Source organism: Pleurocapsa sp. FMAR1, from assembly GCF_963665995.1.
Taxonomy (GTDB): Bacteria; Cyanobacteriota; Cyanobacteriia; order Cyanobacteriales; family Xenococcaceae; genus Waterburya.
This window is the reverse complement of record NZ_OY762512.1, coordinates 4,653,594-4,665,833: the sequence shown is the minus strand read 5'-3', so window position 1 is coordinate 4,665,833 and position 12,240 is coordinate 4,653,594. Positions and strand designations below refer to the sequence as shown.

The window sequence follows — 12,240 nt, the reverse complement described above, 5'->3', positions numbered from 1 at the left end:
TGTTTAATAGATCTCTCCAAAAGAGGAAGCTTTAAGATGTTTGTGATCCAATTTTACTCGTTGTCTGAATGATCCATTGAACTAGCTCCTGCCATTCTCTCGAACTAGTTAGGCTGCTGACATTAAATTGCACTCCCCAATTGCGAGAAAATTCGGCAAAGCTTTCAATCCAGGTGACTATAGTTTCTATACCTGAATTAGAGCGATATGACCAAGCCTGTTGAAGATATTGAGTTGTTTCTAGTGGATGTCCCGTGTAGTGGAGATACCAAGCAATCCAAACCAATGTACCATAGCGAACCGACTGCTCCATTAGCTTAACTTCTGGAGGTAGATTTGGTTGAGAAAAAAAATCGTTGGTAACTGCCATTAAAGAGCGAGCTTGGGGCAAGCCTTTATGCATAGCACTTTCTCCGTGCTGACGATAACACACGGTTATTTGTCGTAACCATGCAGTTTTACAGCCTTTTAAAGCCAGTTTAAGGACTAAATTGGTATCTTCTGCGGGTGGAAAGCGAGGATCAAAACCACCAACATATTGAAGCCATTCTCGACGAAACATCATCGCGCTCGGTAGCACTGGTTTCCAACGTAGCCAACTCTCTAAATCTAATTCAGGAATTTGCTTCCAAGGACATACATCTAATAGCTTGTTGCCTTCTATGTCTACCCTTTGCCAGCCACTATGGACAATACCTAGGTCAGGACGCTTGATTAAAATTTCTGCCTGAGATGCTAATTTTCCTGGTAAAAAATAATCATCTGCATCTAGAAAGGCGATCAGATTGGCTTGAGCGATCGCAATACCATGATTGCGGGCTGCTGCTACACCTTGATTTTTCTGCTTTACATAGCGAAGGCGATCGCGGTATGGCTTTAATACCTGCTCAGTCGAATCAGTTGAGCCATCATCAATGACGATTATTTCATAAGTACAGCCTTCTTGTTGGAGAACGCTTTCAATAGCTTGAGCAATATAGCGATCGCAATTATAGGCAGGAATAATTACGCCGACGGTTGGTTCTGCTTTAGCAAATTCCATCATTTAGAATCGGTTAGATTTTAATCTCAGCTATTTATTTTAAGGCAGTCTAAGCATACTCTCTACATATTAGGCTGTAACTTGATGACGATAAACTAGTTTTAGTTAGTATTTAAAAAGTCAGCTTAAAATTTAGATTAGATGAAATTTAGCGAAATATGGGCTAATGTAGGTAAATCCAAGATTCATCAAAGATCTATAAGGTTTTTGTCGCGTTCGTTAAGAGTACTCAAACCAAGCTTAATTAACGTAGACTCACCTATAGACAGAGTAACTTATAATTCTCATTATTGAATTAGGGCGTGCCATTATTTGGGAGGAAATAGTACTTTTTTTCTAATTAAGAGTGAGGCACGCTGTCAAGCCAAGCACCGAAGTGCGATCGCCATGTTAATGACACGCTCTAGATTGAATCGTCAGATTATTTGGGTCATTTTGTAATTTGAGTTTGGGTCATTCCCGTTAACATCAATGAGAAGAGGCGAATCTTCAATCAAAAATCTTAAATCTTTCCTAGCTAACCAAGATTGGGAGCAGGTTGTAGATATCTGTCAAAAAGAGATCTCCCTCGATCCTGACGATATTAACTTTTATCCCTATTTGGCAAGAGCCTATACCCAACTAGGAAAAATACCCGAAGCCATTGATGCTTATAAAAAATTGCTGGGTACTCCAGTTGACCAAGCAGAAATATACGCAGAGTTGGGTTTATTGTTTAGCAAGCAAAATAATTATCAAAAAGCGACCTGGAATTATGAACAGGCTCTAGTTTTTAAACCTGATTGGGCAGAATTAAAATATAATCTGGCAGTAGTATTGCACCAATTAGGTAACTGGAGTGAAGCAATTGCTGCCTACAATAAAGCCATTGAAGCCAAGCCTGACTATGCTGCTGCTTATTTTAACTTGGGAGTCCTTTACGATCAAAAAGGAGAACTAGAGACAGCGATCGCCAGCTACGAGCAGGCTATTGCCATTCAGCCCAATTTTACCAGAGCATATAGTAATTTGGGCAGCATCTTTGCCAGACAAAAAAAATACGCTCGGGCGATCGCTATTTTTAGAAAAGGGCTTTATATTGACCCTACTTGGGCAACTTTGCACAATAACTTAGGACAGGTTTACTGGTTTAATCAACAGCACAAGCTTGCCTATAGTAGTTTCCAAACTGCCATCACCTTAGAGCCAAAAATGTCTTTAGCTCATCATAATTTAGGTAAGCTATGGCAACAGCAAGCTAATTACCCCCAAGCAATAGAGTGTCTTCTCAAAGTTACTAAATTAGAGCCAACAAATGTTCTGGCTTTGAGCAACTATGCTGACCTACAGCTACAGATGGGTAATTGGGAAACTACTTTAGACTGTTGGCGACAAATAATTGAGCTAGAGCCTCATTTTGTTACTGCTTATTGTCAGAGAATATTAGCAACCCAACCCGCAGATTTATTAGAAATGGCTAAGGTGGCTTGCGCTCGATTTCTGCAAGCTCTTCAAGATAATCAAAGAGCAGATGCTTATCATTATCTATGGCTAACCTATAGCCAGATGGGAGATGTGCTGTTTGAGTTTGGGGGTGTTTATCAAGCAGAATTTTACTATCAGAGAGCCTTACAAATTAGACCCAAAGAAGCAGAACTATATCTAAAACTTGGCAATTGTCTTGCCAAGCAAAAAAAGTTAGATGCTGCGGTAGCTATTTACCAGATTGGCTTGAGCCTTGAACCAGAACATGCGCAAATCTGCTTTCAGTTAGGTAAAGTTTTAGAGCGTAGTCAAGTTGCTGAAGAGGCAATAAATTATTATGAAGCCGTTCTCAGTCAAGAAATAGATTACACAACTGGCTGGCAAAATTTGCCTGGTTTATTTGCGGTTGAAGAGCAATTATCCGCCCTGCCTAGAGAAATTTATCATTACACTCAAGACTGGGCGAGGGATTGTCAGTTAAAAAATTTTAGCTACATTCAGGTATTGTGGGGAAATACCGATCATACTCCTGAAAGAGTAGCTGGCACAAGACAACCAGAGACAATTAAAATTAACGCTCCTGGTCAGACATCTTATCCTGATTGCGGAGGAGTCAACTGCAATAGCTGTATGGCAAAGTTAATTACACACTTTAAGCCGTTGCAGATTGATAAAGATGCTTATAAATGTTCTTTTGAGTCAACAAACCCAGTTAAGGCTAAATTGCCCTTTGTTGTTACTATTCCCGAAGGTAGAACTTGGGTTGCAGGACAAAAAAACTCATGGATTATTTGTAATGCCGTGGCGGTTATTACTCCTGATAATTATTTGTTAGGAGATTTATCTAGAGACTATCCCTGGTTCTTACCAGGATGTCCCTATCAAGAACGAGCCGAACACAAAATTTTTGCCCAAGATAGCATTCTGCCCAGCGAAAAAATAGAGGGCAAAGTAGCTTTGCTATCTAGTTTGGCTGGTCATGTTTATTATCATTGGATGTTTGATATTATTCCGCGATTAGAACTAATCAGAAACAGTGGTATTGAGCTAGAGGAGATTGATTGGTTTGTGGTCAACAGCATTGCTAAACCCTACCAAAAAGAAACTTTGCAAATTTTAGGTATTCCTGAAGCAAAAATCCTCGAAAGCGATCGCCATAATCATATTCAGGCTACAGAATTGATCGTTCCTTCTTTTCCAGGCTATCTAGACTGGATTCCCCAGGGAACAATCAAATTTTTACGCCAGGCTTTTATTCCCAAAATTAATTTATCAAAGACTGCTATTGGGCAAAAAATTTACGTTAGCAGGGCAAAAGCAAAAAATAGACAGTTAGTTAATGAATTAGATGTAAGCGAACTGCTTTATAGCGAAGGTTTTAAAACTATATTCCTCGAAGAAATGTCAGTCTTAGAGCAGGTTGCAGTATTTGCTAATGCTGAAATCATTGTTGCTAGTCATGGTTCGGGTTTAACTAATTTAGTTTTTTGTTCTCCCGATACTAAGGTCATTGAGCTTTTCTCGCCTAATTATGTGAGAACTGATTACTGGATGATTAGTCAGCAGTTAGAGTTGGAGCATTATTATTTAGTTGGAAAAAGTTTTGATTGTCTGTCTTTGCGCAACTTAATGTATCAAAATGCCCTCACCGAAGATATTTTGGTTAATATTGATGCTCTTAAGCAAATTTTAAAGTACATTCAATAGGAAAATATCCCCATCCCAGTAAATCTCCCAGCCATAATAAAAGTAGGTAGGACAATAATGAATATATAGACAATAATTAAACAGTCTGAGACTTGGAAGTCTATTTTATAGACCGTCGGTGATGGAGTAAACCAATTAATTAACTAAATTTTACCCGTGGATTCTAGCTATTTAATTCAGGCAATTGTTGAGTGCGAGCAGGCAGTAAAAACAGACAACAATAACCAGGAACAACGGCAATCTGCCTTTAAGAACCTGGGCAATTTGCTTCAGGGTATGGGGGAATTTGATCGAGCTATTATTTGGCATTCTTTGGCTGTAGAAGCCCAAACTAATCTTGGGGAGGTATATTGCCAATTAGGAGAACTTTATATTTTAGAAAAAAATTGGCAGGCTGCTTTAGCCTCTTTTGAAAAAGCTTTAGAACTTGTCCCCAATTCTGACCGCATCTATTCATCTCTGGCGCAGATCAATAGCTACCTCCAGCGTAAAGATGCGGAAGTGGATTGCTGGTATCAAGCAATTAAAATTAATCCTAATTTGGTCAATAATAGTGGTTATTATAAGCTAGCCAAAGCCTTAGAACAAAGAGGAAGAGTAGAGGAGGCGATCGCCTGTTATGAAAAGGCGATCGCCGGAGAGCAGGGCTTGATTGCGGCTTTTTATGATTTGGGAGATATTTATCAACGGCAGCATCAGTTAGACAAAGCTCAGGCTATCTACGAGAAAATTTTAAGCGTGCAGCCCACAGAATCTAGGGCGCAATACAAACTAGGCACTATTTATCTGCAAAAGCAGTATTTTGAAGAGGCAATTATCTCTTTTCATCAAACCATTAAAAATGCTCCAGATTTCCCTTGGGCTTATCGAGATTTAGTCAAAACTTTTTTGATGCTGCAAAAATGGGATGAAGCTATTTCTACCTGCTACGCGATTTTAAATCTAGTTGAAGAATATCCCTGGGTATATGGACATTTAGGAGATGCTCTACGGGAAAAAGGCAGATTACCCGAAGCAGTGGCTAATTTTCAACAGGCTTGTAAACATCGCGGTTGGGAACAATGTGTCGCCAATAACTATTTTTTCACTCGCGATATTTTTAGCTATCGTATTTCTGTCTGGGAAGAACATTTACAGTCATTGATTACCGCACCAGGAGTTAATGCCATAGAAGTAGGATGTTATCAAGGAATGTCTTCTTGTTGGATGCTAGATAAAATTTTAGTCCACGAGTCAGATAAGCTTACCTGTATTGACACTAAGTTTGAACTTCCTTTTAAAGAAAACATCGCTAAATCTGGTTCAGAATCAAAAGTAACTTTTTTAGAAGGAGATACCTGTAAATTATTAGCAGACTGTACTCCCAATAGTTTTGACTTAATTAATCTTCAGGATCGCAATAAATTGAGTCAACACACGGAGAAAAATGCCATTCTCGCCTGGAAGTTAGTAAAATCAGGCGGATTACTGATTTTTAATTCTTATGGCTGGCGTAATCCTCATAATGCTCAACAAAACCCTAAAGTCGGTATCGATCGATTTCTCAACTCTGTTAAAGATCGATGGCAACAGGTTTATCGATCGCCCCAAACATTTCAATTATTTATCCGCAAACTATAGGTAAGCCTTTGTGCTGTGACTGTTAGTAAAAAAAAGTATTTATCAAGCATTCCCTAGCTGCCAATGAAAGAACTTTCTCAATTAACTGCCGAGCAAATTCAGCAGGCGATCGCCCAATGTTGTCAAAAAATAACCGCCAATCCTGAATCGGCAGAAGATCGCGCTAATTTAGGAGATTTGTATATTCAACAAAGGCAGTGGCAAAAGGCTCTAAAATCTTATCGAGAGGCGGTGACTCTGCAACCTAATTCTGCCCGATTACATCGCGCTCTGGCGCAAACGCTGACTCGATTAGGCAAGGATCGCCAAGCTGCTGATCATTTATTTAAATTATTTAAATTAAAAGCCGATTCTTTTACCCCCGAACAACTTTATCAGCTTGGTCAGACTTTAGCTGCTCAAGTGCCAGATAAAGCGATCTCCTGTTACCGTAGTGCGATCGATTCCCAAACAGATTTTTTTGAGGCATATCAGGCTTTGGGTGAACTTTTAACTGTTCAAAAAAAATACGAACCTGTCTTGGAAGTATACCGTCTAGGAGTCAGAAATAATCCTGACAATGCCCAGTATTACTACGCTCTGGCACAGGCTTTAGCTGCTCAAGAAAAATGGCTTTGGGCAACTAGAAACTATAAAAAAGCAGCCAAATTAGACCCGTCAGCTAAAGTTTATTATCACTGGGGTTTGGCACTGTATCAACTTCAAGAATATGTTCAAGCTCAAAAGCATTTTGAACAAGCTCTAGATTTAAAGTCCGACTCGCAAATTTATTATCATTTGGCTCTAACGCTACACAAACTGCAAGAAGATTCTCAGGCGCAAGAATGCTGGCAAAAAGCGATCGCTATGCAAACAGAATATTGGGAAGCTTATTATCAACTAGGTATGTTGTGGCAAGAGCAACAGCAATGGCAAAAAGCGATCGCAACTTATCAAAAAGTCATAGCTATTAATCCGCAGTTTTCTCCCGTTTTGTTTAAATTAGGACTGGTTAACCGCAATTTACGGCATTATGAGCTGGCTATTTCTTGTTATCGTCGAGCAATAAAGAGTAATCCTGAAAAATCAGCCTTGGAAACTGAGGTGATTGCAGATTATCAGGAAACCTTGGCAAACTTAGAAACCTCAAATAAATATTCTCGAGCAGATTTGGCAACTTTGTATTATCAATTTGCTAAATTCATGAGAGCTAGAAGTTTCTTTCCAGAGGCAATTACTGCCTATCAAAAGTCTATTAAGCTAGAGCCTAATTACCAATTTCCCTACATTGAATTACAATATACCCCCACTGGCTCAGAACAATTAGTTCAGTTAATAGAATTTTATCGTCAAATAGTAGCTCAACATCCTAAAATTACTATTGCTTGGGGCAATTTGGGAGATGCTCTGACCCAGCAAAATCGTATTGATGAAGCTATTGATTGTTATCGTACTGGTTGTTACCAACAAGCTATTAAAAGCCGTCCCTCTTTGGCTAGATTAAATTGGCAGGAGAAAAAAAAAGGTGGCCCTGATTTTATTATTGCTGGCGCATCTAAAAGTGGAACATCTTCTATCCATTATTATCTTGGTCATCACCCGCAAATTCTGCTTTCTCATAAGAAAGAAATAGATTTTTATTGGCAACATTTTGAAAGAGGAATTGATTGGTATTTAGCTAATTTTCCCACTATTACTGATAGTCCAGATTTTCTTACAGGAGAGGCTACTCCCAACTATCTGCGTTTTCCCCAGGTAGCTCAAAGAATTAAGGATACTTTTCCTAAAACTAAAATTATTATTCTTTTAAGAAATCCTGCTGACAGAGCAATTTCTTGGCATTATCATAAATTAAATACTGGCTTGAGCAATGAAAACCTGGAAACGGCTATAGCCGAGGAAATAAAAAAAATAGCTACTCTCAGTGAAGAGAAAATTGTCAACACTGGCTTTTGCGAACCAGATAATATTTTGAGTAGCCTCTATCTTTACAAGGTCAAGCCTTGGATAGAACTTTTAGGTAGAGAACAGTTTTTAATTATTAAAAGCGAAGACTTTTATGACAATCCTCATGATAATATGGCTAAGACATTTGATTTTTTAGGTTTACCAAACTATTCCTTAAAAGAATATCCTCAAGTTAATCCTGGAACTTATAGCCAAATAGATTCTAAACTCAGAGAAACTTTGGTTGAATATTTTGCTCCTCATAATCTAGAGCTAGAGAAATATCTGGGAATGAAGTTTAATTGGCGATAGAAGCCGTTTTTGCGTTAGTTTATTCTGAATTTGATTTCATTGTTAAGACTTCTCTAGCAATTCTAATTTTAGTTTTGAGAGAAGACTGCTCAGGACGACCATGACCTTCTACTCCATAATAGCTATCAAAAACTGACTGATTGTTAGCTCCTGCTTGGGTAAAGTTTTCAAGATAAAGCTGATAGAAGTTCCAATTTAGTGTATGTAAGTTGTCATTAATATTAGCGAGAATATAGATATTGGGAATGCTAGTTAGTTCTTGTTGAAATCTGTAAACACAGGAAATTTGTTCTCCAAATTTTTCTAATAGTTTTTTTGGCTCGCTAGTATCAAAGAACAATGTCATAAGTTGCTTTCTATACTGTAATAATATTTGGCTGTTTACTGCTAAAACATTAACTTTTTGTTTAAAATAGGTGCTGCTAAGTAATGCGCCAAATGTTCCTGCTGACGAACCAAAAAGCATAGTATTGTTGCAGTCTATTCCTGATGCTTCACATATATTTTCTAGCACTTGGGCAATAAACTTGACAAAATTAAACTCGACTGAACCTACATAATAACTAGAGGTAATACCTGGAATAAATTGACCAGGATCGCTGATGCTAATTACTGAGATATCATCCTGATTAAAAGACGATACGCACCCCTCAAAAGCAATCTTTTTTTGTTTTAAATCGTAGTCATCAGGAGCTAATTTTTTATGTTGAGGATGTGCGCTTTGAAAATAAACGTTTAAATTATCAGAATTTTCTTTAAGATAGCAGAAGATATAAAAAAAAGGAATATTGTATAGTTTTTGTGCTTGGGGATAATAGATTTTGTAAATCACTGGTTCGCCAATACATAAATCTTTTGGCTGTATTGGTTGGCTTGCAGGAAAAAGCTCAATCTCTCGAAAAATACCAGGAAGATAGCCAAAAATCTGGTGATTAAAATGACTAGGGTTTACTTGCCAAGCATAACTAATCAATTTAGCAATATGCTGATATTGCTTTTGCTGCTTGAATATTTCAAACTGAATTTGGATTTTTTTAGCTAAAGCGATCGCATCTTTATCCATCTGGCTTCGATTCTCCAAATAAAATAATTGATAAAAATCTAGTTTACAAGTGTGGCTAATTCTATCTATCCGCGCTTTGGAGACTGTTCAAAACAGTAAAGAGTGTAAATAAAACCGAATATAGCTGACTTTAAAGCGAAATTTTCTGGCTCAATTAAAAGTCCTAAACTATTATGGTGACAACTTTTACTAATTGAAATTTATTGGTCATGCCAGATAACAATCATCGTCATCTTCCAAAAATGCTGCGGCAGGGCAAAGTTAACAGATCTCAAGAAGCTAAACCTCCTCAAACGATTGGTGCAAGTGGCTCAATCATGACCAACTTACAGGATATTAACTGGACTCCTAAAAAATTGGGTTTAGTTATAGCTGCTTTGACTATTCCCTACTTGATTGCAGTTATAGCTGTAATTCAAGCAGGCAATGTTCTAGTTGGATCGATTTTAATAGGTTTGGCTCTATTTGTTGGGTTAGTATACTTAGCTTTACGTTGGATTGACAAATCTGATTTTTAAAATCTGAAAATATTGGATATCGGCATAGCGATCGACTAAATTGAGCTACTTTAGAGTCTGTTTAAAGTTTAGATGAAGATAGCTACTATTTGAACAAGATTAGATGAACAGATCTTGATTCTCAAAAAGCTGTGGAATAATAAAAATAAGACTAGATATTCATTATTATTTACCAATCTTGAAGGGTGCGTTTGAACATAACGCACCCTTTTTTTGTCGATTTTGCCGATTTATGTTTGTCAGCCTCAAATAAATTGACAGCGATAGGGGCTGGTGTAGACTAATGACTATTATTCAACCCCCAAGATTGACTTGAAAAATCGCTCTAGCTACTGGCAGCTTATTCCTTTTATTCGCCCTCAAAGTCAGACTATCCTGTTGGCTTTTATTTGTACTTTGGTTTTTACCGTTTTTTGGCCAATTAAAGCCTGGTTGGCAGGAGAAGTCAGTCAATATATTGGCAAAGGAGATCCTAGCAGTATTGCCAAGCTAGCGGGATTAGTTGCGCTGGTTTTTTTATTACAGGGTATTGCTCAATATGGGCAAGATTCTTTGATGGCAAAAGCTGCCTTAAATGTTGCTTTGGATGTGCGCAAGTTTGTTTATAGTCATCTGCAAAGGTTGAGTTTAAATTATTTTGAAGTAGCAAAAACAGGAGATTTAACTTATCGCTTAACAGAAGATATAGATCGCATCGGCGAGGTGATTAATCAGTTTTTTCATGATTTTATTCCCTGTATTCTACAGTTGATTGTAGTTCTAGGCTATATGCTTTGGCTTAATTGGCAATTGACTCTAGCTACGTTGGTATTAGCTCCCGTAATGGCTTTGGTTATTGGCGCATTTGGTGAAAAACTCTTACAGTATTCACGGCGTAGCCAAAACCGCATCTCCAATCTGTCTGCTTTATTAACAGAAGTGTTAGGAGGGATTCGTTTAGTTCAGGCTTTTGCAGCCGAAAATTATGAACTAAAGCGTTTTAGTTATGAAGCAGAAGCCAATAGGCAAGCTAAATATCAGGCAGAGAAAGCCAAAGCATTTCAGTTTGTGGTGGTAGGTTTTTTGTTGGTAATGACAGTCTTATTTATTTTTTTTCTAGGAGGTTGGCAGATTTCTCTGGGTAATCTAACAGGAAAAGACTTTGTTAGCTACATTACAGGAGTAGCATTATTGATCGACCCGATTACCCATACTACTAGTAACTACAACAGATTTAAAGAAGGACAGGCATCAGCAGATAAAATATTTGAACTATTAGCAATTCAGCCTGCCGTAATTGAAAAAGAAAAGGCGATCGCTTTACAGGCAGTAACTGGTAAAGTTGAATATAGTGCCGTTAGCTTTAGCTATAAAAGTGGTATCCCCGTAATTAATTGCTTGAGTTTACTAGCTTACCCTGGGGAAACTATTGCTCTAGTTGGCTCTTCTGGGGCTGGAAAGTCTACTTTAGTTAATTTGCTACCTCGCTTTTATAATGTTGATAGCGGAGAAATACTGGTTGATGGCGTAAATATTCAAGATGTTACCCTCAAAAGCCTACGTCAACAAATAGGTATTGTCCCTCAAGAAAACACTCTGTTTTCTGGTACTATTGCTCAAAACATTGCCTTTGGAAAAACCAATTTTGAGCTAAAAGATATAGAAACTGCTGCTAAGATTGCTAATGCTCATCAATTTATTAGTGAGCTATCCCAAGGTTATTTTACCTATGTGGGAGAAAGGGGAGTTAACCTGTCGGGTGGACAACGGCAAAGAATTGCGATCGCTCGTGCTATTTTACTCAATCCTCGTATACTAATTTTGGATGAAGCAACTTCGGCATTAGATTCAGAATCTGAAGCATTGGTACAGGAAGCCTTAGAAAGAATTATGCAGGATCGCACTGTGTTTGTAATTGCTCATCGTTTAGCTACTGTGCGACGGGCAGATCGAATTTTGGTATTAGAAAAAGGGCAAATAGTGGAGACGGGTAATCACCAAGAATTACTCGCTCAAAATGGCGCTTATGCTCGGTTTTATGCGCGACAGTTTTACGAAAAGTAAGTATGGTTATCCATCTCAGTCTACAGACCTCTTGCACAAATTACTATAGACTATTTTGCCAATAGGTAATCAGGAATCTAATACTTTATTAGACCTCTTTTACGAATCAGAAATATCGATTGAGAATGAGGTCAGAGGTCAATTCGAGCATTCCCTTGCTAGCGGGTGTGGAACAAGGCTCTTGAACAGAGCCGTTTCCACCCGCTCTGACGGCGACGTGGTGAGACAGTTGCGTTGCGGGGGTTTCCCCCGTTGAGGAGGGCGTGTCGTCGTAGCTTTGCTGCGACGTTTATACCGCCCGTCAAACTGTTGAACCCTTTAGGGGGTCTCGAAAGAGGTCAGGAATTTAAAACTAGTATTGAAAAAATATATTCATGCAAGAAGTCTATTCATGTAAGAGGTCTAAACTTTTTTCTAATTGATGACACGCCCTAAATCATTATTAATAAATTTTGCCGATTCAGCAAGATATTATTGTTACATCGACCTACTTGTGGTGCGATTACACCTAATTGAGATAGTCTGAGTAAGACAGTTTTTTTCTA

The 12,240-nt window shown here is 38.1% G+C and carries 7 protein-coding genes; 5 read left to right on the top strand and 2 right to left on the bottom strand.

Annotated features, from left to right (window positions below):
* Positions 1-31 precede the first annotated feature (31 nt).
* Positions 32-1,042, bottom strand: a complete 1,011-nt coding sequence (locus SLP02_RS22665; RefSeq protein ID WP_413467417.1) for a glycosyltransferase family 2 protein — start codon at positions 1,040-1,042, stop codon at positions 32-34.
* Between the two features lie 471 nt (positions 1,043-1,513).
* Between SLP02_RS22665 and SLP02_RS22660 the strand changes: the two genes are divergently transcribed.
* The 3 genes from SLP02_RS22660 (at position 1,514) to SLP02_RS22650 (ending at position 8,071) form a co-directional block, all read left to right on the top strand.
* Positions 1,514-4,213, top strand: coding sequence for a tetratricopeptide repeat protein (locus tag SLP02_RS22660; protein WP_319422989.1), 2,700 nt, complete (start codon positions 1,514-1,516; stop codon positions 4,211-4,213).
* Positions 4,214-4,369: 156 nt separating this feature from the next.
* Positions 4,370-5,833 carry a tetratricopeptide repeat protein gene (locus tag SLP02_RS22655; RefSeq protein WP_319422988.1) on the top strand — a complete coding sequence of 488 codons (1,464 nt, stop codon included), beginning with the start codon at positions 4,370-4,372 and terminating at the stop codon, positions 5,831-5,833.
* A 63-nt stretch (positions 5,834-5,896) separates the two neighbouring features.
* Positions 5,897-8,071 carry a tetratricopeptide repeat protein gene (locus SLP02_RS22650; RefSeq protein ID WP_319422987.1) on the top strand — a complete coding sequence of 725 codons (2,175 nt, stop codon included), beginning with the start codon at positions 5,897-5,899 and terminating at the stop codon, positions 8,069-8,071.
* Positions 8,072-8,090: 19 nt separating this feature from the next.
* On the opposite strand, the gene SLP02_RS22645 is transcribed toward SLP02_RS22650, so the two are convergent.
* Positions 8,091-9,152 (bottom strand): hypothetical protein, encoded by a 1,062-nt coding sequence (locus tag SLP02_RS22645; protein WP_319422986.1) that lies wholly within the window; start codon positions 9,150-9,152, stop codon positions 8,091-8,093.
* A 191-nt stretch (positions 9,153-9,343) separates the two neighbouring features.
* On the opposite strand from SLP02_RS22645, the gene SLP02_RS22640 reads away from it, so the two are divergent.
* On the top strand, positions 9,344-9,652 hold the full coding sequence (locus tag SLP02_RS22640) for a hypothetical protein (protein WP_319422985.1): 309 nt from the start codon (positions 9,344-9,346) through the stop codon (positions 9,650-9,652).
* 312 nt (positions 9,653-9,964) lie between these two features.
* Positions 9,965-11,695 (top strand): ABC transporter ATP-binding protein, encoded by a 1,731-nt coding sequence (locus SLP02_RS22635; RefSeq protein ID WP_319422984.1) that lies wholly within the window; start codon positions 9,965-9,967, stop codon positions 11,693-11,695.
* The last annotated feature ends 545 nt before the right edge of the window (positions 11,696-12,240 follow it).

Excerpts from the sequence above, each read along its gene's own strand:
- SLP02_RS22665 (WP_413467417.1), bottom strand. The coding sequence starts at position 1,042 with ATGGAATTTGCTAAAGCAGAACCAACCGTCGGCGTAATTATTCCTGCC.
- SLP02_RS22660 (WP_319422989.1), top strand. The coding sequence starts at position 1,514 with ATGAGAAGAGGCGAATCTTCAATCAAAAATCTTAAATCTTTCCTAGCT.
- SLP02_RS22650 (WP_319422987.1), top strand. The coding sequence starts at position 5,897 with ATGAAAGAACTTTCTCAATTAACTGCCGAGCAAATTCAGCAGGCGATC.
- SLP02_RS22640 (WP_319422985.1), top strand. The coding sequence starts at position 9,344 with ATGCCAGATAACAATCATCGTCATCTTCCAAAAATGCTGCGGCAGGGC.